Origin of the sequence: Nitrosospira multiformis (assembly GCF_900110185.1) — a bacterium.
In the GTDB taxonomy this organism is placed as follows: domain Bacteria; phylum Pseudomonadota; class Gammaproteobacteria; order Burkholderiales; family Nitrosomonadaceae; genus Nitrosospira; species Nitrosospira multiformis_A.
This window is the reverse complement of the sequence record NZ_FOCT01000005.1, coordinates 136508-161793: the sequence shown is the minus strand read 5'-3', so window position 1 is coordinate 161793 and position 25286 is coordinate 136508. Positions and strand designations below refer to the sequence as shown.

General features: G+C 53.2%; 22 protein-coding genes and 1 pseudogene. 11 read left to right on the top strand and 12 right to left on the bottom strand.

Annotated elements, in window-relative coordinates:
- Positions 1–6: 6 nt before the first annotated feature.
- Positions 7–2319, bottom strand: a complete 2313-nt coding sequence (gene gspD / locus BMY01_RS07530; RefSeq protein ID WP_254772654.1) for a type II secretion system secretin GspD — start codon at positions 2317–2319, stop codon at positions 7–9.
- 69 nt (positions 2320–2388) lie between these two features.
- Entirely contained in the window at positions 2389–2919 is a 531-nt protein-coding gene (locus BMY01_RS07525) for a type II secretion system protein N (protein WP_074745811.1), read from the bottom strand.
- A gap of 435 nt (positions 2920–3354) precedes the next feature.
- Here BMY01_RS07525 and BMY01_RS07520 point away from each other — a divergent pair, with 435 nt between their 5' ends.
- On the top strand, positions 3355–4401 hold the full coding sequence (locus BMY01_RS07520) for a cyanophycinase (protein ID WP_074745809.1): 1047 nt from the start codon (positions 3355–3357) through the stop codon (positions 4399–4401).
- Between the two features lie 222 nt (positions 4402–4623).
- On the opposite strand, the gene BMY01_RS07515 is transcribed toward BMY01_RS07520, so the two are convergent.
- A complete protein-coding gene (locus tag BMY01_RS07515) occupies positions 4624–6462 on the bottom strand; it encodes a copper oxidase (RefSeq protein WP_074746008.1) in 1839 nt (612 codons plus the stop codon).
- Positions 6463–6842: 380 nt separating this feature from the next.
- On the opposite strand from BMY01_RS07515, the gene gspG reads away from it, so the two are divergent.
- The 8 genes from gspG (at position 6843) to BMY01_RS07475 (ending at position 14237) form a co-directional block, all read left to right on the top strand.
- On the top strand, positions 6843–7346 hold the full coding sequence (gene gspG / locus BMY01_RS07510; protein WP_302848422.1) for a type II secretion system major pseudopilin GspG: 504 nt from the start codon (positions 6843–6845) through the stop codon (positions 7344–7346).
- Between the two features lie 14 nt (positions 7347–7360).
- Positions 7361–7879: a GspH/FimT family pseudopilin gene (locus BMY01_RS07505; RefSeq protein WP_074745806.1), complete on the top strand. Its 519-nt coding sequence runs from the start codon at positions 7361–7363 to the stop codon at positions 7877–7879.
- Positions 7848–8255, top strand: coding sequence for a type II secretion system minor pseudopilin GspI (gene gspI, locus BMY01_RS07500; protein WP_081353823.1), 408 nt, complete (start codon positions 7848–7850; stop codon positions 8253–8255). Before BMY01_RS07505 ends, gspI begins: the two co-directional genes overlap by 32 nt.
- Positions 8256–8381: 126 nt before the next feature.
- Entirely contained in the window at positions 8382–8993 is a 612-nt protein-coding gene (gspJ, locus tag BMY01_RS07495) for a type II secretion system minor pseudopilin GspJ (protein ID WP_254772653.1), read from the top strand.
- 4 nt (positions 8994–8997) lie between these two features.
- A complete protein-coding gene (gene gspK / locus BMY01_RS07490) occupies positions 8998–9912 on the top strand; it encodes a type II secretion system minor pseudopilin GspK (RefSeq protein WP_074745802.1) in 915 nt (304 codons plus the stop codon).
- A 38-nt stretch (positions 9913–9950) separates the two neighbouring features.
- Entirely contained in the window at positions 9951–11174 is a 1224-nt protein-coding gene (gspL, locus tag BMY01_RS07485; protein ID WP_254772652.1) for a type II secretion system protein GspL, read from the top strand.
- Positions 11171–11662, top strand: a complete 492-nt coding sequence (locus BMY01_RS07480; RefSeq protein WP_074745800.1) for a type II secretion system protein M — start codon at positions 11171–11173, stop codon at positions 11660–11662. Before gspL ends, BMY01_RS07480 begins: the two co-directional genes overlap by 4 nt.
- A gap of 700 nt (positions 11663–12362) precedes the next feature.
- Positions 12363–14237 carry a S8 family serine peptidase gene (locus BMY01_RS07475; RefSeq protein ID WP_074745798.1) on the top strand — a complete coding sequence of 625 codons (1875 nt, stop codon included), beginning with the start codon at positions 12363–12365 and terminating at the stop codon, positions 14235–14237.
- A 145-nt stretch (positions 14238–14382) separates the two neighbouring features.
- Here BMY01_RS07475 and BMY01_RS07470 read toward each other — a convergent pair whose 3' ends face one another.
- The 7 genes from BMY01_RS07470 to BMY01_RS07440 form a co-directional block, all read right to left on the bottom strand.
- Positions 14383–15207, bottom strand: coding sequence for a M48 family metallopeptidase (locus tag BMY01_RS07470; RefSeq protein WP_074745796.1), 825 nt, complete (start codon positions 15205–15207; stop codon positions 14383–14385).
- A 122-nt stretch (positions 15208–15329) separates the two neighbouring features.
- Entirely contained in the window at positions 15330–16151 is an 822-nt protein-coding gene (locus BMY01_RS07465) for a M48 family metallopeptidase (RefSeq protein ID WP_074745794.1), read from the bottom strand.
- 73 nt (positions 16152–16224) lie between these two features.
- Positions 16225–16899: a PEP-CTERM sorting domain-containing protein gene (locus tag BMY01_RS07460; protein ID WP_074745792.1), complete on the bottom strand. Its 675-nt coding sequence runs from the start codon at positions 16897–16899 to the stop codon at positions 16225–16227.
- 20 nt (positions 16900–16919) lie between these two features.
- Positions 16920–17414, bottom strand: coding sequence for a peptidylprolyl isomerase (locus BMY01_RS07455; protein ID WP_074745790.1), 495 nt, complete (start codon positions 17412–17414; stop codon positions 16920–16922).
- A gap of 1 nt (position 17415) precedes the next feature.
- Positions 17416–18039 (bottom strand): peptidylprolyl isomerase, encoded by a 624-nt coding sequence (locus tag BMY01_RS07450; RefSeq protein WP_074745788.1) that lies wholly within the window; start codon positions 18037–18039, stop codon positions 17416–17418.
- A 119-nt stretch (positions 18040–18158) separates the two neighbouring features.
- Complete coding sequence (locus BMY01_RS07445; RefSeq protein WP_074745786.1) at positions 18159–19400, bottom strand: L,D-transpeptidase family protein; 1242 nt, start codon at positions 19398–19400, stop codon at positions 18159–18161.
- Positions 19397–20554 carry a nuclear transport factor 2 family protein gene (locus BMY01_RS07440; protein ID WP_074745784.1) on the bottom strand — a complete coding sequence of 386 codons (1158 nt, stop codon included), beginning with the start codon at positions 20552–20554 and terminating at the stop codon, positions 19397–19399. The genes BMY01_RS07445 and BMY01_RS07440 overlap by 4 nt, the downstream gene beginning before the upstream one ends.
- Positions 20555–20642: 88 nt before the next feature.
- On the opposite strand from BMY01_RS07440, the gene cysS reads away from it, so the two are divergent.
- Entirely contained in the window at positions 20643–22022 is a 1380-nt protein-coding gene (gene cysS / locus BMY01_RS07435) for a cysteine--tRNA ligase (RefSeq protein ID WP_074745782.1), read from the top strand.
- Between the two features lie 24 nt (positions 22023–22046).
- On the opposite strand, the gene BMY01_RS07430 is transcribed toward cysS, so the two are convergent.
- Positions 22047–23216 (bottom strand): alpha/beta hydrolase, encoded by a 1170-nt coding sequence (locus BMY01_RS07430; protein ID WP_081353821.1) that lies wholly within the window; start codon positions 23214–23216, stop codon positions 22047–22049.
- Positions 23217–23295: 79 nt separating this feature from the next.
- The gene (locus tag BMY01_RS07425) at positions 23296–24360 is read right to left on the bottom strand and encodes an autotransporter domain-containing protein (RefSeq protein ID WP_074745780.1); all 1065 of its coding nucleotides are present in this window, start codon (positions 24358–24360) and stop codon (positions 23296–23298) included.
- 594 nt (positions 24361–24954) lie between these two features.
- On the opposite strand from BMY01_RS07425, the pseudogene BMY01_RS07420 reads away from it, so the two are divergent.
- Positions 24955–25280, top strand: a pseudogene (locus BMY01_RS07420) (transposase); the annotation flags it as partial.
- Positions 25281–25286: the final 6 nt, after the last annotated feature.

Below are 25286 nucleotides of genomic sequence, written 5' to 3'. Positions count from 1 at the left end.
CCGGTTTCAGGGTGTATTATCCATCACTCCCCCGGTATCCCAGTTGCCTTGAACATTGGAGATCTCGGGATTATCGGGAGTGACGCTGTCATCAAGAATGACAGGCGGCGGTTGACGCGGCGGCAAAGTAGGCGATTCCATATCCGGAAGCACAAGATTAAACCTGGGTCTCACTTTTTTCTGTTCGCCCAGCACCCGATCGTACTGTGCATCAGAAAGCGGATCGGCAGCGTCGCTCGCTCGCATCAGTGTCGGCCGCAGGAATACCATCAGATTGGTTTTGTTGCGTGAGCGCTTGTTGTAACTGAACAATTGTCCGAACAGCGGAATCGCTCCGACCAGTGGAATTCTTTCAACCGAGTCATTTACCGAATCCTGCATCAGACCGCCGAGTACGAGAATCTGCCCGTCGTCCACCAGCACTGTCGATTCTATCGAGCGTTTGTTGGTAATCAACCCGTTGGTGGCGTTGACCGTGCCAGGAACGACGCTCGAGACTTCCTGAAAAATCTGCACACGGACAGTGTTGCCTTCCGAGATAAGGGGCTTGATCTTCAATGATAGTCCCACATCCTGGCGTGAAACGGTTTGAAACGGGGAGGTAACGGCGCCGCCCACTGGCGGAATGAATTGGCCGGTGGGAATCGGAACGTTCTGCCCGATGATGATTCTGGCTTCTTCGTTATTCAGTGTCAGCAGGGTGGGAGTGGAAAGAATGTTGGCATTGGCATCCGTTTCCAGCGCGCGGATGAGCGTATGAATGTTGAGAACAGGGCCGATGCCGGGAATAGCCGTGACAAGGCCATTCATGATGCCGATAGTCAGACCGGAGGCTGCATTCGCTATCGGATTCTGGGCGGTGGAGATGATACTGCCGCCCCCGGCAGTGCCCGCATTGAAGTTGGTGCCTCCGAAAACCTGGGTGCCGCCTTGGGCAGCATTGCTCAGATTCTGCCACTGAATGCCGAATTCCGCGGCTCTGTCGGCAGTGATTTCGGCAATCAGCGCTTCAATATAAACCTGCACGCGGCGCACGTCGAGCTTCTCTACCACCGCCCGCAAATTATTATAAATAGCATCCGGAGCAGTAATAATGATCGAGTTGGTGGCTGCATCCGCCTGAATGATGCCGGGCGTGGCGGAAGTTGCGCCAGTTTGCATCGGAGCCGGGGTGACGGTGGAAGCAGCGGGAACAGTCCCCGCACCAAGGCTGGAACCGGGCATGGAAGTGCCCATCGAGCCGCCCATTGAGGTACCCGAGGCGGCACCCATCCCCCCGCTGGTGGATGTACCCAGGGAAGACGTTCCAAAAGCCGTGCCGGTTGCCTGACTCAGTCCTGAAGATGAGGAAACCGGGGACGCCATGTTGTGATAGATCGCCCTGAGGGTTTCGGCAAGCCTGACTGCATCGGCATTCTTGAGAAAAACGACGTGCATGTTGCCGGCAGCGCTGGTGGGAGAATCGAGCACTGTTACCAGTTGGCGTAGACGCGCAAGCGCTGCCCGGTTTCCGGAGCGTGCAAGGAGGGTATTCGAGCGGGCGTCGGCGACGACCGTGAAACGCTGCTGGGTGGGGTCCGCGGCGCCCTCGGCCTGGGACTGCGTCGATTCCGAAAACAGCCGGTTCACGGTTTGCGCGACATCGATCGCCGAGGCGTGCTGAAGAGGTATCGAGACAGGATCGGTTCCACTTGGCTGATCCATCGAATCAATTATTTTCGCCAGGCGTTGGAGATTGCTCGCGTAGTCTGTAATAACCAGGGTGTTACTGTTGGGATTTGCAGTGATACTGTTGTTTGGAGCGATCAATGGACGCAGGATCGGCACCATCTGCACCGCGGATTCGTACTGCAGCGTAAATACCTGTGTCTGGATACGGTCGCCCGCGAGCTGCCGCTTGTTCGTGGGACCAAGTATCGGGCCCTGGTATAGCTTGGCATCACTTTCCGGAACGATCCTGATGATGCCGTAATCCTCAACAACTGCATATCCATGCAATCGCAATGCCGACAGGAATACTTCGTAGACTGACGACCTCAGCACTGGCTTGGCTGAAACGATGTTGATCGTACCCTTGACGCGGGGGTCGAGCATGAAATTTTTCCGGGTAATTTCGCTGACTGCTTTCACTACCCCTTCAATATCGGCATTGACGAAGTTGAGTGTAACGAGATCCTGACCGGCAGAAGACCTGGGTTTACTGGCGCGCAGGGAATCCGCTTCCGGCAGGACGCTCGGCGGGACGCCAATTTCCTCGACGGGCAGGGTGGCAGAGGGATTTACGGCCCAAGCCTCGGTAACCCAGCCTGCCACTGCCATCCATAAAAAAACTGCACATAGCGAGCGATGCCGCACGATTTTACCTCTGTAGCCCATGAGATGACGACATCACTCAGTTATGACCGGCGCGTGAAGTTCGACAGGCAAGTCTGTCTCTACCGGACGAGTAGGGTCTGCAGGCGGATTCTGACGCTGCAATGCAAATGTTTCCCGCATTCCGTCACGTTCCAGGACAATATATTCGGTGTGAACCTCAGCCAGCTGGAGGCCGGGAGCGATGTTTTCACCTTCGCGCACCGCAAGCGTCTCTCTTCCATCCACTTGCAGGATCGCATAGCCCTGCCCGTGCCCGGAAGCGGCGACAACCCCGAACAGCCTGACCTCAGGTCCGACAGGAACAGCAATGGATGGCTGTTCTGGTTGTGCAATACCGAACAGGTTATTCACCATCGATACATCTTCGACTGTTTCCACGTCCGCACGCGTGCCTGACTCGAGGTTGGGTTGAGGGTGGGGGATGAACCAAAGGCGTGTCCAGTACAACAGCACCCCTCCAAGCAGCGCGAGTGCAGCGAGGATGATTAAATATACAAGGGCTGTTTGCGCACGATTCGACCGGTCGATCGAGATTTCCGGCATGCTTTAATGCTTAACTTTTCAATACGGCTGAAGTAAAAATCGGAGAGTTTCGATCAGGAATGGATTCTTATAACCCGTTCCTGAAAAAAACGATAGTTCATGGTGGAGATTGATGCATGTTCAGTGAGATTGGTGTCGTCACTTTTTATCGGTCAGATTTTGCTGAATTGCTCATGAGTGCAATTGTACCTTGTTCAAGCGTATTGAGGCCTGGCGAAGTTGTGCGAGTGTATTCCACGTTGCCTGTGGCCGCGTATGAGCTGAATAGCTGCTAACATAAACATGTTTATACTCCTTTATGAACTCTGTCCGGAACGGAATTAAACCCTGTTTTCATCTTCTTTTCGCTTGAAAGCATTTGGCGCCAATGGCATTACTCGAACAAAACAAGTGATCGGTCCTGTTTAGCCCGATCCTTCTCTTTAAAGGGAGATAATGGATATCAGAGATTGTGCTAATAAATCCTTCCCGCGGCTTTTTGCACACCTTACCCTGGCCTCTGCGGCGGTCTTCACGGCCTTTGGGGTTTTGGCAGAGCCCAAGCCTAAAGGCTACGAATATTACCTTACGGGCAACGCGGTCGATGCTGTCCTGCCGCAAAGGCCACCATCGCCATCAACTCTCCTGATGGGCGGAGGTCCCGACGTGGACGCTGCATTCAAGTGGATGATCCAGAAGGCGGGAGGCGGCGACTTTGTGGTGATCCGTGTACGGGGGGCCGACGGCTACAACCAGTATGTCTACGACATGGGCGGTATAGATTCCATCGAGACACTGGTCATAAAGACGCGTGAGGCGGCCAGCGATCCGTTCGTGCTCGATCGGATCAAAAAAGCGGAAATTTTGTTTATCGCGGGCGGCGACCAGAGTGATTACATTAATCTCTGGAAAGGAACTGCGCTCGAAACGGCGATTAATGAACTGATTGGCCGCAATGCACCTATCGGGGGCACCAGCGCGGGACTTGCAGTTCTCGGTCAGTTTGACTTCGTAGCGTTGAATGGCACGGTGTACTCTGACGATGCGCTGGCCGATCCTTATAACCGTCGCATGACTCTCGATCGAGAATTTCTGACTGCGCCGGGCTTGAATGGGGTAATTGCCGATGCGCATCTCGACACGCGTGACCGGATGGGACGCCTTCTCACCTTTCTCGCGCGCACCATCCAGGACCAATGGGTAAGCGTTGAATCCGCCCGAGGCATTGGTCTGGATGTCGAAACCGCGTTGGCGATTGACAACGGCATTGCAATCCGCCTGGGTGTCGGCTCGGCATATTTTCTAAGGCCCACAATTGCCCCAACCGTCTGTCAAAGCGGTCAGCCTCTGACTTTCCGCAATGTCATGGTAGACCGACTTTCGGGATCGGGATCATTCCATCTCGGCCGGTGGACGAGTCCGGGAAATGGCACAACCAGGTATGACCTTTCAGCTGAAACCGGTGTGTTGGTCTCGTCTCAGCCGGGGGGTGGAATCTATTGAATAATGCGCCTGCGGTTGCCCCAGAGATAACAGGATGTCGCCTGTGCGCGGCGAATGGGTGATGTGACGATGGCCGCTGCGGTCACATCCAGGCGGTACTGTCGAGGTGCTGCGGCCAATCTTGCCTAGGGCAACCCAGTTTTTAATCGGTGAGACAGTCGAGCCATCTCACCGCTTTCCATCGCCTGGAGTTTTCTACCCCAGGTAATAATCTTACAACCGCTACTGGGCCGGGTTCTGTTGAGCAGCCGTCAACTGGCTTTTCCATGTGGCGGGTAAATTCTGAACCCAGCCATTGTAGATGACGGGGACCGGGAGGACACCTTGACCTCCCATCCCCGGATTCCCGGTAATGGTAGCATCACGCTGAGTTCCCGCAGACGCGAAGAGTCCTACTTTTCCCGCAATTACAGCATCCGATGGATTGCCATCTCCATTTGGATCGGGATCGACGACGAGTAATCTATTCGAAAATTTGCTCGCAACATAGGCATAGTATCCCCCTCCCTGCTTGGCGCCATACTGCACGCCATGGCAGCCGGGATCACATGGAAGCATGGCAACAACCGTGTCTGAAGTTGGTACGCCGGGACGAGTATCGATCACTGTGATGGTCCCGGTGAGCATATTGGCGGTCACCATGTTTTTCCCATTCGGAGAGACAGGAGTTTGAATCGGCAGAGCGCCTACAGGACCGGTAATTGCGCCGGTGACCGGGTTATAGTTGGCAATCAGATCGATGGTCTTGATAACGGCATGAGTGTTCATGTTGATCACCGTCATCGTGTTGTCCAACATGTTAGCCACATAATACTTGCTGGCATCCGGCATCATTCCCGTGGCCAGCGGGTGACCAAAGGGAGTGCTCGCGGGCAGAATGGACTCGACACTGTTTGAGCCGAAGCTATACTGTGTGGTATCTCCCGTGAGGACATTCGGGGTAACCATTTTTTTTCCATCATGGCTCATCCAGTGCGCATGAGCATTTCCCCGTCCGATATCTATACGCCGCTCCACTCCGGTCGCAAGTGGCGCAAGTTCCATGACCGAGTCTGTCCGCGTATCTCCATTATTGGTGACATGAAGCTCATCGGTGTCCGTCCGCGTCATCACATGAGCCGGTGCTTCTCCTACCGACACATTGCGAATCAGCGCTCCTGTCTGTCGATCATAGACAGTCAATTTACTGTCGAACCATTGCGTCGCGTAAATGACATTCTGATTTCTATCGGTCCACATGTTGTGCGCATTATTCATGTTGATCGACGGCAATGCGACCTTTCGGGTTACCTGCCACGTTGCGCCACTTACGGCGGTGACCGTGCCTGGCTTGGATTTGCCGGAAGCGGTTTCGAACTGCGTTGCCACCCATACTTCGCCCACTGCCGGCATGACCGGATTCTGGAGAGGTTCCAGGACGCGATCATTCCCATAACGGGCATTGAGCACAGCAGGTAGATTGACTACGCCTATATCCACCCGGACATCCACATTCGGATAGGTGATGTGCCAGGGCGTATTGGAGGCATAATTCTGCCAGTTTGCCGGATTGGTCGCGACAAAGAAGGTGTGCAGCAAACGGGTGGCGAGATCACTGCTGCTTGGAACTGTGATGCCGTTGATCAAGCTGATAGAGTTCCCCAAATCCAGCCCGCTCGTATTCGGGTCATCGACAATGACGGCGCCTAGCATGTAGGGATGGATACTGCAGGTAAAGACATACAAACCAGGGGTTTTCAAGGTAACGCTGTCTCCGCCTTTTCTTGGCGAGGTGTTAAACGGCATACCCGCTGCGCCTGTTGGATAAATTACGCTGGTTCGGGTGTGAACCGTGTTTGAATTCCCTGAAAAATTTACCCGCACACCCGGTTTTGCCACCGCAAGGGAACGAGTGCCGGCAATTGTTGCGCCGGTATCAAACCAGCGGGCAGGGTTATCCGTGAGCGAGAAGTTGACTTCGTTTCCACCAGCGAGACTGACTCCCGGATGGAGCAGGGCGGTCATGGCGGCGATAGAAACATATCTGTAGATGCAGATATCCTTTAATGATGATATTGGCATGATAAGTGTATTCCCCTTTGGAAGTTTGATAATGAAAATTGCTGCGTATGAAAAATTCCATGCTTGATGCAACTGCAGACGTTTTTCCCGTCTGTCATTTGTTTTCCGGCTTTCCTGATTCTAAACATGCAAAATAAGCGTTAATTTATTCCTTTTTGGCAAATAAGGGATATGTTTTTTTTGAGATTATTGTTGACGTCAATTCCCAGTGCAGCTGAAAATTTTTATCGGTGAGGCCAATGTTGCGCTGTATCGAGACGTGATTATGAGGACAGATCGGGAGGCGCGTGCCATGGTGCAAAACCGGAATCGACAATGAACAGTTTCTTGAGTAATCTTCGTGCCATTTTGTTCGTTTTTTGATAGGTATTTACATAAAAATGATGGAGAAATCAGTTCCCAATCTGCTCTCTGAAAGACCACGCGCTCCAGGCCATTTGACCGCCCTGGAGCATGAACCGTGCGGAAGGCAGCGCGGCTTTACTTTGCTCGAGGTCATGGTGGTCGTCGTGATTCTAGGAATTCTCGCTGTAATGGTGGTGCCGAAAATCATCAGTCGTCCCGACGAAGCACGTATCATCGCAGCAAAACAGGATGTCGCAAGCTTGATGCAGATGCTCAAGCTGTACCGTCTCGACAACCATCGCTACCCCAAGACTGAACAGGGATTGCAGGCGCTGGTAACGAAGCCGACCGATCCACCGATTCCACCCAATTGGAAAGCCGGAGGATATATCGAGCGCCTTCCGAAGGATCCCTGGGGCAACCCTTATCAATACCTGAACCCTGGGGTTCACGGCGAAATCGACGTTTTCAGTTTCGGGGCAGATGGTGCCCGCGGGGGAGACGGTAACGATGCGGATATCGGCTCCTGGAATCTGTAAGGCCAACAGGATTCGTGACTGAGATAAAAGCCGGAGGCGGATTCACGCTCATTGAAGTGCTTGTCGCACTGGTGATCATCGGGCTTTTTGCCGGACTGATCAGCAGTACAATGCAACCGGACGAACGGGCTCTTCTTCGTGTCGAAGCGGAACGGCTGGCGCAACTCCTTGACCTGGCGAGGGCCGAGGCGGGTATGTCAGGAAGATCTCTCGCCTGGACGACAGACGGCGCACGTTATCGGTTCTGGGAGAATCAACGGGGTGCCGGTTGGTCGGAAATTCGTAACAGTGATCTCTTCCGTGAGCGGAAGTTTCCGCAGGGGATGAAGATCGTGGGGATGTTGATCGAGATGTCGCCAGCAGATTTCATGCGGCTGGAGTTCAATCCTCACGGTTTCATGCCGGCTTATGCCATAAAGATATCTTTTGGGACGGAGCGCTATACAGTCGCAGGATCTCCGGTCGGCGATGTGCAGGCATTGCCGGGAGAGGGAAGACTGAATGATGAAATCATATCACGGCAGCTGCGGTAGAGACCGTGGATTCACGCTGGTTGAGGTTCTGGTCGCATTGGCAATCATTGCAGTTGCTCTCATGGCCGCATTGCGGGTCGCAGGGCAGGGCACGCTCAATGTCGGCGAATTGCGCTCGCGACTGCTGGCGGGATGGGTTGCGGAAAATCTTCTGACAGAGCAGCGTATCCGCGGCGCCTGGCCATCGCCCGGCACATATCGTGGAACAGCAAAACAAGGAAATATGGACTTCACGTGGCGGGCGGATATTACGGAAACCGCAAATCCCTCATTTCGGCGAGCCAATATTTCGGTATTTGCGCCTGTTGGGGAATCGCACCTGCTTGCGCATCTGACAGGGTATCTGGCGCAACCGGCAGTCCCGGGAAATCCGTGAGCAAGCTGTCGGAACAGGGCAATGGCCGCTTATATGGAATGGAAGATTGCCGCTCAACGCTCCTATGACTTCTTGCCTTCATGTCCCCGACGAGGAAGATGTTCATAATCCATTTCCATGAAATCCATGCGTGAAATCGGATTCGGGGGATTTACCCTGATTGAGCTGCTGGTTGCGCTGACTGTTCTGTCTTTGCTGGCAGTGATGTCTTATCGTGGACTTGGAGCGATACTCGACGCGCAAGAGTATGTCAAGCGGGAAACTGAAAAATGGCGCCGCATAAATTTATTCCTGACAAGGTTTGAGCATGATGTGCAACTTGCGATACCGCGTCCGGTTCGAACCGGCTCAGGCGTCTTGCCGGCCTGGCGTGGAGTGATTAAAGCGGCGCCCGATGGAGGCTTATTGCCTTACATGGAATTCAGTCGTCTGGGTTCCATCGAAGAAACGGATGTCGCACGGCGGATCGCCTACCAGTTGAATGATAAACGGGAAATCGAGCTTTGGTTGTGGCCTGGTCTCGACATCGGTCCCCGGACAGTGGCCATGCGTTATCCGGTATTGGCTGGGGTGGCGAAAATGGAGTTGCACTATCTTACCGCAAATCGTGCATGGGTGAATGCGTGGCCAAGCGGAGCACCTGACGCGCCGGTGTCTACGATTTCTTCCATTCCCCAAGCCGTGCGCCTGCGCATTGCCCTTGCCTCGGGGGAGGAAATAGAACGTATTTTCCAATGAAACCATGAGAACAGGACAACGTGGGGTAGCAGTCGTGCTTGCCATGGGTGTCGTGGCGCTCGCGTCGATAACCGCAACAGCGATCATTACCACCCAAGGTATCTGGTCACGGCAAAGCCAGCTTGCGCAGGATTACGTTCAGGCGCAGGCGATGGTCAAGGCGGGGGTGGACTGGGTCCGGGCTGTGCTGAGCGATGATAGCCGAATGGGTAGTGTCGATCACCTGGGCGAACCATGGGCATTGCAGATTCCGGCGATGCCCGTTGAAAACGGTGAACTCACGGGCCACATCCACGATCAGCAGGGCTTGTTCAATCTGAATAACCTGGCTCCCGATGGAAAAATCAGTACGACACAGCTTGCTTACTTCAAGCGCTTGCTGGCCTTGCTCGATTTGCCGGGTGCGCTTGCCGATGCATTGGCTGACTGGATAGACGTTGACAGCGAACCTCGTCCCCAGCACGGCGCCGAGGATGAATATTACGGTGTGCTGAACCCTTCTTACCTTACTGCCAACAGGCCCTTGACCGATGTAGCGGAACTGGCCCGCATCCGCGGTTTCAACAGGGATATCCGCGCGCGTTTGCGACCCTTCGTGACGGCCCTGCCGAACTTTACCACTGTCAATGTCAACACGGCGCCCCCCGAAGTGCTTGCTGCCATTGTTGAGGGTCTGGGAATTGGAAATGCCCGCATATTGACTCTCCAGCGCGCGCGCGCCCATTTTCGTGATCATGCCGATTTTCTCAACCGTCTTCCTCAGGGCGCTGGGGTAGAGGAAAACGATATTGGCACCAGCAGCAATTATTTTCTCACGACACTCAGCGTAGTTATCGGAGAAGTCCATGCCGGGGGAGTGGTCCTCCTTAACCGTGAGGAGGGCGGCTGGCCCGCTATTGTCTGGCGTAAATATTCATGAGTCTGCTAAGAATCCGGTGTCCTCTTCCGGAGGAATCATTGAGTTCATTGAGTTGCCAGTGGATATGGATTGGCGATGATGGACTGCCCTTGACAGGAGAAGGGCAGATAGCTGATCTGCCGAAAAAAGCGAGTTCTGTCCAGTTGATCATTCCAGCTGCCCAGGTTTTGCTCACACGGGCTCGCTTACCTGACGCTGCGAGGCGGCAGACTGGATCAGTACTGGCTTTTGCGGTTGAAGAAGAGATGCTGCGTGAGCCTGACGCTAATCAGGTGAGCTGGATCGGTTCCGCTGGAGACGAGGGCATACTCGCGGCAGTGGATAAAAAAGGTTTGACATACTGTCTCGATGCGCTTCAGGCGGCTGCTATCCAAGTGGATGAAATTTACTGTGAAACACTGTTATTGCCATGGACGCCGGGAGAATGGAGTTTCGCCTGGGATGGCCAGGAAGGTTTTGTGCGCACCGGCGAGTTTGAAGGGGGAGCAACAGATTGCGGAGACGACGCATCTCCTCCGCTGTCATTGCATCTCATGCTCGAAGATGCGGAAAGGCATGGAGCGAGACCGGCATCCATCGCGCTCTATACAATTGAGCCTGAAGGCGCAATGACATTTGAGGAGAGTGCCGATGGGATCATGAAGAATCCTGCGCCAGCGCCAGATATCGAAGCGTGGCAACGGGTGCTCGGCATTCCTGTATACATTGGGGGGACCTGGGATTGGAGCAGGGCACCGCAATCCAGTATCAGCTTGCTGCAGCAACGCAAACGCTGGTCTCTTTTCAGTGGATTTCTTTCACGTCTGCGGCCAGCAGTCTGGATCGGCGCGGCAGCATTGGTGATCCACTCCCTGGCCGTTGCCGCTGACTGGGCATTGCTTGCCAATGAAGAGCGTGCCTTGCACCAGCAAATGGAAACCCGGTTTCGCGCCCTATTTCCGGCTGCGGTCGCGGTAGTGGACCCTGCGCTACAGATGCGCCGAAAGCTCGTCGAAGCGCGGCATGCGGCAGGGGTTCCCGATACCGCCGATTTCTTGCCCATGATCAAAACAGTGGGACCAGCATTGAGCGAACTGGCCTCTGGCAGTCTACATGCGATTTCCTATGATAGCGGGAGAATAACGCTTGAGCTGGCCGCCGAGGAAGGACTCGCGAACCGTATTGCCACCCGGTTGCGGGAAAACGATCTGAGTGTGGATATCAATCCGGCACCGGCAGATGCGGGAGCCGGAATCGTGGTGCTCGTAGTGAGGATTCCGTGAGGAAACGGCTGCGGAAAGCATGGGAATCACGCTCTCCCCGGGAGCGGCGGGTCATCACAATATTGGGGATGGTTTTGAGCGCGGTACTTTATCTGAGTCTGGTCAGCTTGGCAGACAGAGCGCGTACCCGGTTGCGCTCGAACCTTCCGCAACTGCGCGTCCAGGCGGAAGAGTTCGAGCAACAGGCGGCTGGGTACGAGCGTATAAAGGTTACCCCATCTCCGCCCCTGTCATCCGGCGATTTGCATGCACTCGCGCAAACCCAGGCAGACATCCTCGGCCTTTCGCATGCTTTGAATGGCATTGATGCGCTGGGGGATAATCAGGTTCAGGTCACGTTTAAGGCTGTGCCCTTCGCGGACTGGCTGAAGTGGACTGCAGCAATGCAATTACAGCGCGTGCGTTTCGAAAAGGGGCGGATTGAAGCCTTGCCCGAACCGGGAATAGTGACCGTGACGGGAACATTCGTTCGTGCCACTACAGAGTAGCGCCCGATAATAGCCGGATCCGTTATGGAGTTTTTTGTTGAGCTGTGACCGATAAGCGGTAGCAGTTACGCCTAGATAATCCTTATCCCAGGAGATGTTCCTTACCTTCGAACCTCATTCGTCATAGTCTCGTCGTTCTTCAACGACATTCACATCCCCTTATTCTCAAGAATTTATCCTCTACCGATCATTTCTGCGTCGCTGGAAGGCGACGGTCAGGTGGAACCCGCTTTTCCTCAAGTATCTGTTTTGGCTAAAAGAGCAGGGCTGGCATAGAAAATGCTTCAACGGGCTGAAGCTGATCATTTATTGGAAAAGGTAGGGGCTGGAAACAACAAAAGAAATATTTGAGAGAGCGCCGTTCTGCAGGAACCCATTCAGTTTGTTAATTTGTTTTGCGGCAACTCGATTTGCCCATGATGTCACAGAGAATTTCTTCAGCTAATTCCCTGGACCGTTCCATTGCAGGCTACGGCACGAGCCGCTAGCTCGACCGATATTCCGGCAGGCGTCTCAGAACTGCAGCTTCAGGCCAAGGCGCTGCATCTCAATCAGTAACCCCGGATTGGATAAGTATTGGCTTTGCTCATTTCCAGATTTCTATGGAAAGGCACAGGGACGCGTTATGAACGTAACGACCTACAGATTTACTGCTGCTTTTTTTGAAACTTGATTTTTCACAATCAGAAAGGAGTCGAACGTGAACGCCAACAAGAGGGAAGAGCAGGCCGGTTTCCCGGTCCGGCCTGCCGAGAGGCCCATATCAACCATACGCGCGGGTGCTGCCTCAAGCCGCCGCCGCTTTGCGGTGGCGATACTGGGAACTTTCCTGGGATTGGCTCCGGTCATTTCCAGTGCAGAGCCTCCGGAGGGCAGGGGACCTGGAGTGAACAAGCCGCTTGGCTGGGCGAAGGGCCGCATCCTGGTCATGCCGCGCGCCGGGCTGCCGGAAAAGGAACTGGCAAAGATTCTGGGCGAACATGGCGGCAAGGGCAGGAAGATCGGGCAGAGCGATCTGTACATCGTGGACTTGCCGGGCAATGCTTCCGAGAAGGCGGTGGCGGCAAGGCTGGCGCATCATCCGGCCTTCAAGTTTGCTGAGATCGACCAGGAAGTCGAACCTGCGCTCATTCCCAACGATCCCTACTATGGCAGCGCCTGGCATTTGCCCAAGATTGGTGCTCCGTCCGCTTGGGACAGTTCTCTGGGCAGCGGTGTGATCATCGCCATTCTGGATTCAGGAGTCGATAGCACCCACCCTGATCTGGCTACGGAACTGGTGCCGGGCTGGAATTTCTACGAGAACAACTCCAACACATCGGATGTTTATGGGCATGGAACCAAGGTTGCGGGTGCGGCGGCAGCGGCTGGCAATAATGCGCTGGGAGTGGCCTCGGTGGCGGCACGGGCGAAGATCATGCCGATCCGGGTAAGTGGCTCTAATGGGTATGCCACCTGGAGTGCGATTTCTCAAGGGCTTATCTATGCGGCAGACCGCGGGGTTCGCGTCGCCAATGCCAGCTTCCTCGGATTGACTGATAGTTCGAGCACCCGCAGCGCGGCGCAATACATGAAGGATAAAGGTGGTCTGGTTATCGTGAGTGGCGGAAATACGGGGGTGCTCCAGAATTATGCAGTAACGACATCGATGGTAGCTGTAGCCGCTACAGATGGGAACGACTTCAGAGCCAGTTGGTCGAGCTACGGAAACTACATCTCCCTTGCCGCGCCGGGAGCTGGGATATGGACGACGACTATGGGAGGCGGTTATGGCGCGGCTTCCGGCACGTCGTTCTCAAGCCCGGTAACGGCTGGCGTGGTGGCGCTCATGATGGCGGCAAAGCCGACATTACCCAACACCCAGATCGAAAGTCTGCTGTTTTCAACTGCCGTGGATCTGGGTACAGCTGGGCGCGATCCCTATTATGGCTATGGACGGGTTGATGCTGCACGCGCGGTGCAGGCGGCGGCCTCAGCGGTGGTCGCCGGAGACACGCAAGCGCCGGCGGTTTCCATCACTTCCCCTGCCGGCGGAGCAAGCGTGACGGGCTTGGTTGGCGTGAATGTGACAGCTACCGACAATATCGGGGTGACGCGGGTGGAACTGAGAGTTAACAGCACCACGGTTGCAGTCGACACCACGGCGCCGTTCGCCTTCACCTGGGATTCGAGGGGTGTGGCCAATGGCATGGCGAGCCTGGTTGCTTATGCATTCGATGCAGCCGGCAACTCCAAAGCTTCGACCGCCGTCTCGGTGAATGTGGCAAACGCAACGACTACGGTAATCAGGGATACTACCGCACCGCAGGTGAAGATAATCAATCCGGTGGGAGGCAATGTTTCGGGCAAGAACGTGCCAATCAGCGTGAATGCAAGTGATGATAGCGGCGCTTCCGAAATTACCCATATGCTCTACATCGACGGCGTGCTCAAGGCTACCGGAAAGGGAAGTACGCTGGGTTACAACTGGAATATACGTAACGTTGCGGCGGGCGCACATACTGTCCAGGTAGTCGCCAAGGATGCGGCAGGAAATAGCGCATCCTCATCCGTCACCGTGACGGTAGTCAAGTAACGGGAGCGGGTAGGTCGTTTTTTCCGGGTTGGCAAAGCTGGGCCAAAAGGAAGGAGGCTCGGCTTTGTTTTGTTTCACCGATGATGCTGGTGGGTTTACTGACGCAAGTAGCTTATATTGAGGACGGCTAACCTAACTTTAGCCGTCACCGGCGGGCTGCTTCATAAAGCGGCATGACGACGGGCAGCAGCGACTCGATCTGCTGCACGCGAGTGGAATCAGCAGGGTGACTGCTCAGAAACTCGGGCAGTTGTCCTCCCGCATTGGCATTGATCATTTTTTGCCACAGTGTGACCCCGGCGCGGGGATTGTAACCGGCACGAGCCGACAATTCGAGCCCGATGCGATCCGCCTCGGCCTCATCCGTGCGACTGAAGTGGGTGGCGATGAACGCCTGATATCCGATGCCGGCGATCTGGGCGGTAGTCTGGCTGAGACCGAACACTGCGGTTCCCACTCCCAGTGCCGTTTGCGCCGCAATAGCCTGCGACACCTGCTCGCGCGAGTGCTCGCGCAAGGCGTGGGCAATTTCATGCCCCATCACCACTGCAATTTCTTCATCTGTCAATTTGAGCCGATTGATCAGCCCGGAATAAAACATGATTTTTCCGCCAGGCATGCAAAAAGCATTAAGCTCATCGCTGTTGATCACATTGACTTCCCAGTTCCACCCGGGAGCGTCCTTTCGAAATATGCCTGTTTGCGGCTCGATGCGGCGAGCGATAGCGCGCACTCGTTGCAGCAGTTTTTCATTCGTGTTCAGGGCGCCTTTTTGGGTTGCTTCTGTTTTCAGCTGGCTATAGCCTTGTGCCGCCGTTTGCTCCAGCTGTTCCGAGGATATGAGCAAAAGCTGGGAACGGTTTGCGCCGACCGCACCGCCTGCCGTGGTGGTAGCGCAACCGGAAAGCATTGCCAGCCAGGCACTGATCGATAGCGCGATGAGGAGCCTGAAGGTGGACAGGATGGACATGATTTCTCCCGATAAAGTTTTTATAGACTCGATTATCTTATTCAAATCCGCACTTGCTCAGCGAGTTTTGTGGTGACTTGAATAACCATGGCCTTTATACACTTGCATTAAATGATTCAGTTTCAATGGGGTGCAGCTTCGTAGAGTGGCATGACGACTGGCAGAAGTTTTTCCACCTGTTGAATTCGGTTTGCGTCTGCTGGATGGCTGCTCAGGAACTCAGGAAGTTGTCCGCTGCTTCTGACGCTGATCATTTTTTGCCATAACGTGATTCCCGCCCGCGGGTCATACCCCGCGCGAGCGCTCAATTCGAGGCCAATTTTATCTGCATCAGCTTCGTCCGTACGGCTAAAACGAGTTTCAATAAATGCTTGGTATCCAATTCCCGCAAGATTACCCGCAGTCTCACCACCAATAAATGGAGTAATAGCATTAAGTAGGGTTTGTGTCGCAATTGCACGGGATACGTGCTCACGCGTATCTTCCCGCAAGGCATGGGCAACTTCATGTCCCATCACCACTGCAATTTCCTCATCCGTGAGTTCGAGTCGATTGATCAGACTAGAATAAAACATGATCTTCCCGCCTGGCATGCAGAAGGCATTGAGCTCATTGCTGTCGATTACATTGACTTCCCAGTTCCAGCTAGGCGCGTCCTTTCGGAATATGGACGTTTGCGGTTCGATGCGGCGAGCGATAGCGCGGACTCGCTGCAACAACTTTTCCTCCGTGTTCAGAGTGCCTTTCTGCGCCGCCTCTGTTTTTAGCTGCTCGTAACCTTGCGCAGCCTTTTGCTCCAGTTCTTTCGAAGATATAAGCACTATGTCCCGACTATTTACCCCCACCGCTCCACCCGCTGTCGTAGTAGCACATCCGGCAAGTGCCGCTAACCAGGCACTAATCGATAGCGCGATGAGGAGCCTGAAGGTGGACAGGGTGGACATGATTTTCCCCGATAAAAGATAAGCAAGATAAGACAATCTGCCGCAATCGTTCTCAGAGCGGTTCGAGTGCAATTCAATCTTTACGCCGGCGAACAAAAGCCAGACCGACGGCAGCAAGGCCGAACAATGCAAGTGTTCCGGGCTCGGGAACCGTGGTGGAACGATAGTGGAGCGCCTCCACGGCATCCAGTGTATAGGCTTCTGGAAAGCCTTGGGCGCTGTCACCCGCGGCAGTGATTCGGAGGTAGCTGAATGCATCCAGCTGGAGACCTGCAATGTCTACATCGGCGGTGCAAGGCTTCTCAGGAGAACATTTAAAATACAACAAATCTCCGGCGGAGAAAAAGGCGTTCATGAAGTGTGTCCCATCCGCGCTTATTTCCAGATTGAATCCATCCTGGAAGCTGAACGTGTCATATAGTCGCAGATCCGCGCCGGACCCATCCACCACCTCACCGTCGCTGAAGTGCAAAGTTATGTACCCGGGTGTTCCGACCGCGCCACCCAGTGCGAGCACCGCTCCATCCAGTGCCGTTACTGCACGGGCATCAAAAACGCCTTCTCCCGACAGACCCGTATAAATGCCACCGCTATCGTCCTCCACTCCGTAGCCGCTGTCATGGGAACCGTTGTCTCCCGGGGTAAAGCTGACTACCGTGTCTGTAAAAGGGAGAGCATGCAAAACCGGAGCCGACAGCCAAAGTGCGATCCCAAATCCAAGCGAGAAAAAAGCTTTAGGTGCGGACATGTTCACGATGTTAACAAACGTTATTGAATTACCTCTGCCTTTTCCAGTATCGCATTTTCTACAGGTACATCCTGATGACCACTGCGTGTACCCGTTTTAACTTTTTTGATCTTGTCCACTACATCCATGCCTTCTACCACCTTGCCGAACACACAGTAGCCATAGCCTTGCGCTGTGGGGGATGTGTAATTCAGAAAATCGTTATCCTTGACATTGATGAAAAATTGACCGGTGGCTGAATGAGGATCAGAGGTGCGCGCCATGGCAATAGTATATTTGTCGTTCTTGAGACCGTTGCCTGCTTCATTTGCAATCGGGGCGCGAGTTTTTTTCTGGATCATGCCCGGTTCGAAACCGCCTCCCTGAATCATGAACCCGTCAATCACGCGGTGAAATATCGTGTTGTCGTAATGTCCGCTATTTACATAGTCTATAAAATTCTGGACAGTTACCGGCGCTTTTTCGTGATCGAGTTCGAGCATGATGTCGCCGTAATTCGTGTGCAGTCTGATCATATCAATCCCTGTTTTGTGGGTGGGTGGGAGAGGCGAGAGACGGGTTTGCAATAAGTCTCATTTCCTCGATTACTATGGTTTCCTTCGGCACATCGCTTTGAAATGGTCCGCCGGAATCGGTGGGAACAGCGGCGATTCTGTTGACCACGTCCATTCCCTCGATGACCTTGCCGAATACGGTATAGCCATAGCCGGGCGGAGTAGACGAGGGGTGATTGAGAAATGTGTTATTGGCCACATTGATAAAAAACTGTGCGGTGGCTGAGTGAGGGTCCGTGGTACGCGCCATTGCAACCGTTCCAATCTCATTCTTGAGGCCGTTTCCGGCCTCATTCTCGACAGGTGGCCTGGTAGATTTCTGCTTGAAAGTCTTGTCGAATCCGCCACCCTGGATCATGAATCCCGGAATAACACGGTGGAATATGGTGCCGATGTAGTGCCCATCCTTCACATAGCGCAAAAAATTGTCGACGGTTTTTGGGGCCTTATCGGGATAGAGTTCCAGTACCACTTTACCGAGACTGGTTTTTATTTCAACTTGCGGGTGGCTTGTCGGGGAATTCGCGGCAAGAGCGGTGAGGCTGAAAGAGAGCGCAAAGGCTGAGAAAACTTTGAAAATATGCATTAGCTTGGCCGTAATAATAAGAGTGGAAGAATTATCCGTTCATGTACCTGGCGGATCCTGCCCGACCTATCCTCGAACAGCATGGGGTGAAGAAAGGACAGGCAGCGATGATTTCCCGATTATGCCGCACTTTCGTAAATGATCTTCCAAGATCCGCTTTTATCTTCTTTCATCCAGTACTGGCGTTTTTTCATTTTATTGGAAAGATCATTGCTGGAATATTCTTCATCGAAGTTGATTACCGCCAGATCGTCCCTTCCAGGATAAAGAAAAATTCCTACATTGCTGATACCGACTTTGGCCGGGTTTTTTTCCGCACCCGCCTGCCGTTTGTCTCGCATCCATTCCGTCAGCTTCTGCTCTCCACTGGAAAAATCGTTCCCGTAAATGGCGACATAATCATCCATATTCCCACTTTCCCAGCTTCGCCGCCATCTCTCCAGGTGCTGGGCCAGTTTTCTACGCAGGGCGGCAGCATCGTGGGGTTTGACCCACTCCATCTGATCGCTGATGATGACGGATGTGATGCCGACCTGAAGTGTCGACGCCAATGCATTCAGGTCGTCATTTGCAAGTACTACGCAGCCATCGCTCGCTCGGGGCGGACGGCTGTAGGTATCCGGAGGTGTGCCGTGCAGCCAGATGCCATAACCGCTGCGCCCGTGCCTTTTGTCCCATTCGTTCGGGTAGTTGATGGGGAACGCCATGCCCCCATAAAAATCCGAAAGCCTTTGACGCGGCAGGTTATCAGTGACGAAGTAGACGCCTATGGGTGTTTTTTTATCCCCCTCCTTCAGCTTTTGAGAACCGTTCTTGCCTGTACTGATGTAATAGTCCGCTAGATAACGCGGGCTTCCATCGACATTCTTATAGAGATATAACCGCGATCTGCCTGTGTCGGCAATGATTGCGTATTTCTGCTCCGGCGGCATTTGCAGCAGATACTTGGGGGTCATATCGAGCGGTATCGGCGCCAGGTGGCGCTGAAGCCGTGCTCTTGCCTCCTCGCGTAAATCGTCGATAGGCTGCTGTATTGCCGTGCCAGTTTCACCAATGGTGTGGATGGGACGGGCGCGTGCCAGCAGCAGGTCACCCTTGATCAGATGAGCAAGCCGGAAATTCGGATTAGTCTTGAGTAGTTGCTCGATTCCGTTTAATGCGGAATCCATGCGACTCTCGGAGATTTCCTGGAGACTCTTGACGAGCATCGATTCGGGTCCGGTCGTGGAGGCAGTGGATAGGACCAAGGCTTCCTCGGCCAGCGCGGTGGTAATCCAGAGCGAAAGCGTTGCCCCGGTTATCCCGGCAAGCATGCTTATCAACCACCGGGTGCATCCGGCAGATTGGGTTTGCACATTCATTTCCCGGAGCGCTCCTGCCGGATCTGCCACTTCCCATCCGTTTTAACCATCTCAAGTGTTTTGGACGAATCGTGTTTGAATGCGTCGGAGTGATAGAGTTGCCTGAAGCTTACCCTCGCGCGTGCTGGATTGATTAAAGTTACCTTGGGGTGAGTGATTTCCACTTGGATGGATTTTGGCTTGATGATGCGGTCACGCCGCGTTCTTTCCCACGTTGTACGCTTGACGCCACGAGGGGTTTGAAAGTCGCCCGCGTAGAATGCGAAGTATGCCGTCACGTTCTTGTCGGACCATGCCTTAGCCCACGCATTGACAGTTTTGATGATTTCGTTGGATTCATCCGGAACATCGGTTTTCTTTTCGGGTGAATGTGTTTCAATCGCCGCTATCTTTCCCGGTGCTGATTTTTCCGCCTTTTCAGTTTTTTTTTCCGCTAATTTTTGCGGTGCTTTGCCGGGTGCGGCGTGGACGGAAGCAAGCGGGATTGCGGGAGCAGCAGACGGGGCAGCAGATGGCGCCATGGGAGCAACGGATCGGGTGGGAGATGGCGTAGTGGCGGCAGCGGAGCGGGTCGCGGCTGAAGCAGGCGGTGCCGGCGCAGGGGTAGCGGCGGATGCAGTTCTTATCGCGCCAGATTTGCCGATGAATAAATCCTTGATCATCGCAAGCTTGGTCTGGGCCGCAGCGTTGCTCTGGTCCAGTTGCAAGGCCTTGCCGTAAGCCTCGCTAGCCAGTTTTGCATAGATATCGCCCAGGTTCTCGTGCGCAATGGAGTAGCTGGGGTGAGTGCGTATGGCTGCCTCCAGCGCCCCCCTCGCCTTTTCATACAGGCCCTGGCTGGCATAGAGTACCGCCAGATTATTATACGGCTCGGGCAGGTTAGGGTAATCTTCCGACAGTGAAGAAAAGACCTTGATTGCATCAGGGATTTTCTGCTGCTCGGTCAGTATCAACCCCTTGTGAAACCGCATCTGCGGATCCTTTGGCTTGAGGGCGAGGTACGCATTTGCCTGTTCCAGTGCCTTGTCCAGATTGCCCTGCTGGTAGAGTTTGGCAACCTCGTCGTTTTCATCAGCAAACGCAACCGGACAAACAGCGAACAGCACGACCAAGGCAATGCGCGCACTCGCCCGGCGAAAATCCAGCGTTTTCATTGTGCTATACTTCTCCGTCCTGTAAGTAGTGCCCTCAGCGTCCGCAAGATTCTACCAAGAAGCCTGTTCAATTCAAAATCTTCCCCAGATGCTTAAAATTCATAATTCTCTTACCAGAGAAAAACAGGAGTTTATCCCGCTAACGCCGGGCAAGGTCAAAATATATGTGTGCGGAATGACCGTCTACGATTACTGCCATCTCGGCCATGCACGCGTGATGGTGGTATTCGATATGGTGCAGCGCTGGTTTCGCGCCAATCGTTTTGATGTAACTTATGTACGTAATATTACCGATATTGATGACAAAATTATCAGGCGTGCGCAGGAGAATAACGAATCCATTGAAGCGCTGACCGCGCGTTTTATCCAGGCAATGGAGGAGGATGCCACAGCGCTTGGGGTGGAGCCGCCTTCATGGGAGCCGCGTGCTACCCGTCATGTGGAAGACATGATTGCCATGATCGGGATTCTGGTGGATAAAAAACTGGCGTATCCCGCCTCCAATGGGGACGTATATTATGCGGTTCACCGGTTTCCCGGTTATGGAAAGCTTTCCGGGAAATCCCTTGATGAGCTGCGGGCGGGGGAGCGGGTAATTGTCGATCCGCATAAAAAAGACCCGCTGGATTTCGTGCTGTGGAAAGCAGCAAAGCCCGGTGAGCCCCGGTGGGATTCACCGTGGGGACCGGGGCGGCCCGGCTGGCATATCGAATGCTCGGCCATGGGTGAGCATTATCTGGGGGAGCACTTCGACATCCATGGTGGCGGCCAGGACTTACAGTTTCCCCACCATGAAAATGAAATTGCACAAAGCGAGGGGGCGCACGGGCATCCTTTTGTCAACTACTGGATGCACAATGGTTTCGTGAGAGTCAATGACGAGAAGATGTCCAAGTCGCTCGGCAACTTTTTTACCGTACGCGAAATCCTGGCCCACTTTCAGCCGGAGGTGGTACGTTTTTTTATCCTGCGCGCGCATTACCGCAGTCCGCTTAACTATGCGGATATGCAACTGGAAGACGCCGGGCGAGCTCTTGATCGACTGTATACCGCGCTCAAGGGAATCGGAGTCCACGACGAAGTCGAGATAGACTGGGATAACCCGTATGCATCGCGTTTCCGGGAAGCGATGAACGATGACTTCAACACCCCGGATGCTCTTGCCGTGCTTTTCGACCTCGCTACCGAAGTCAATAAAACCCGACTACCCAGGGATATCGCCTTGATGAAAGCGCTGGGCGGAGTGCTGGGATTGCTCCAGCAGGATCCCCGGCAATATTTCCAGCAGGCGGGCTCCACGGAAGATTCGGCATTTGCACCCGAAAAGGTGGAGCAGTTGATTCAACAGCGGCTGGTGGCGCGCGCCAACAAGGATTACCGCGAGGCGGATCGCATTCGCAAGGAATTGATGGAGGCTTCCATCTTGCTGGAAGATGGTCCGCAAGGGACCACTTGGAGGAGGGGTTAAAACTTCTTTACATTTCGATTTAGGTTATTTTTTGAAAATCCAATAAGGCCCCTTTTTTGTATCGATTTTCAAAAGACCAAATCGACCATTCGCTCGACGGCCTTCCGTAATCATATAAAACATGTCAGCAAGAATGGATAGTCGTTCCGCATAGTATGAGTGACCTATAAAGCTGGTATCGGTATTTGTTGCGTCGATTGTTTCAATTCCTTTTGTAATGACAAGGTTTGGGCCAGCGTCCCCTGCTCGCGGAGAGCCATGAACTTTTCTAGACATCCTTAATGCAAAATCATTAGAAGATGCGTAAAGTGTAATCGGCCGATCTGATGCACTCAATGCGGGAGCAATATCTCTTTGAAACACTTCTGCATCGATATCAGGCGCGGTAAGGATTATCTCCTTGAGACGTTCTCTAACTGACGGTTTGTCAGCTACTAATGCTGAAACAGCTCGTGTCAGGGCGCGGTTTCCCATGCTGTGGGCAATCAGGTAAACGTTTTGGGCATCCGATTGGTCGAAAAAATCCTCGAGAAAGAGCTTTAGATTCGATTGTGACCACTCGATATTCTGCTCATCAGTAGTATAGGCAAAAACTGCAGGTATTCCGTGGGATGGCCAACTGTAGAAGACAGCAGCTCCGTCAAAGCCCAAGTCGTATGAAATTTGTGCCGTCCTTCTCGCAGCATCTGCAAATTTCACGTTGTAGCCATGAACAAATATGAACGCTTTCTTGCCGGCAGACACTCTTATTCGAGCCTGCAGGTCAGCGTAGAATTCGCGCTTTGTTTTTTTTTCAACCCGTTGCAATATGATGTGTCTGGCAGGATCACTCCGGAACTCCAGCTTAAGCGCTGAAGGAGTCTCCAACATCCCCATGCGATGATCACGAGGAATGCTCACTTGGCAGATACCGTATGTAATTCCCGCTGAGTTCCGCTGCGCGCCAAACATCTCGTTCGGGTCGTTGCTATTGATAATATTTCTATCTGTCCCGAAAAATACCCTTATAGTTGCGAAGGGGGCAGCACTTGGAGTTTTGGCCGCCTCGGGAGTTTTGGTAGGGGCTGCTTTTGAACCTTCGTCTTCCTTATTTTTGACCAAAGGTTCTTCATATCCTGGTTTTTCCTCTATCGTTTCACATCCGGAAACCAAGGCAGTCAGGCTAAGAAGAGCAAGCAAGCGTGCAAACTTCATGGGTCGAAATGTTAAAAAAGATTTAGAAGTGGCGTTCTTTCCTAAAGCATAGCTTTATCCTTCTTCTGTTGCTTATAAATTACTTAAATGTAGGCTTATAGCTTATGGAGAGCCAGTAGCTTGTAACCGGCCCTTGTGACGTCGCATTGAGCATGATCCCGGCCAGGCTCTTACCCAGTTTTCCTTCCACTCCGACGCCACCTCGGACCCAATCTTGCGTATAGGCTTGACCTAACCCCTGAATTCCGCCCATAACCCCCTCATTCAGACCTTGATCGTTATTGCTATTTCCTTCAAAACGATGAGCACCTTCGATACGTGTTAAGAGATTTATCTTAGGGTGAAGGCGATATACAGCATCAATACCGTACCGCACCAGATTGACATGGTCAGAATCCTTGTCCCAAAGTACCGTTTTTTCGAGGAATCTTCCTACCTTCGTATGGACATAGGTATAACTGCCATAGGGAGTGAATGAGGCTTTACCTATTTTAAAGGCATTCAACCAGTCTGCGCGCACACGCCCCCCTAGGGTGGTAACATTCGGATTGATTTCTCCCGGAAAATATAGTCCAGTAAGGGTGACGTGAAGCGGTGTGCCAGGAACTCTAGCGATGATTTCAGGCGTAACATAGGCGCCGTGAAGAGTTGTAGCAGTTTTGTATGTATTCGGAAAGGTAAGTGTTCCTCCTATGTCAGGATTAGGGTTAGTTACTCTAATACTGCTTGTTCTTAGAGCGGTATTGTCGCTCCAGATTCCGCCTGCAGCCAGGTTAAACTGCGCAAACCCCAGGTTGTAAGCGAAGCGTACTTGGCCATTACCGAAATTGCCTTTCAGGCCTTGATGGTCATTACGGCCTAAATTTCCCGTTACCTCGAAACTAGTTGCGCCAGGTTCAAGCAGCGTGCGCATAGGGTAACCATTGCTGCTTTCCAAAACGTGGTCGGCGTTAATAAGGGCGAGAATGGCATTGGGTGATGTGGTGGTAACGAGTCCTTCCACTGGTATATCACTTGGTAGCTGGGATCCACTTGGAATGAATTCAAACGCGTTGAAAGGGGGGGCAGGTTGTGCATAGAGAGGGGGCAGCATGAAGACGTTTAGCAGAAAAAATAGCGAGCATAAAAATCGGGTATTGTTCACCGCTTAATCTCCACAATTAAATATTCCAGTATGTCGATTTATAGTAATAACAAAAGCCATGCTTATTGCATCTGCGAGATCTTCCTCGAGGACGGGTTCGACAATACAAGGCGATCTGCTCGTCCATCCGTAAACCAACCTTTAATGTGAACAAGAAGCTCGATATCACTCAGGTTTTTCGGCAAACTTCCCCAGTTTATCGGACAAGGGGCGGCGCCTTGCGGAATACGATAAGGATTACTCCTGCAACCCTTTGCGAAAAAGGCATGAGGCTTCATGAGGCTTGTCCAAAAAGCAGAAATCCTTCTGCTTGCTTAGGGAAGCGGTCGGGAATTACCTACCGTTCTTTCCGGATCGGTATGGAAACGGCATAGCCTTCATCCTGGTTACCGTGCATCCGCAGCTCCCATGGAAGCGGTTGAAAAATTCCGCTCCGGTTTTAATGCGCCCCTACTTGTAAATCGAGAATGGCGGTTTGATAAGGCAACTTCTGTACGATGCCGAACATTAACAAAGAGGTAAGAAAAAAAATAACGCATGCTCTTTCAGTGAGCGGATTTGGAGCAAAGCCGACGGTTTGATGACATAAGTCCCATAGCGCAACGCGCCGGGGTGGAAGGCGCTGAGATTCATTGGGGCGATGAAACTGCTCTGGTCAATACTGACGTGCGCTGCCGCAGTTATGCGCCTGCCAGGAAGACGCCGGTGGCTTATGCGGGACACCTGCCAGAAGCTATCGATGATCACCATTGTTATCAACCAGGGCAAGGCGCGCTGGATGATCATTGAAGAGACGTTCAACTCGGACAAGCTGATTGAATTTCTTAAGGCGCAGATCAGGGATGCCAGCAGAAAAGCCTTCCTGATTCTGGACAACCTGCGAGTGCATCAGCAAACCGGTCAAAGCTTGGCATGGACAGCTCGCG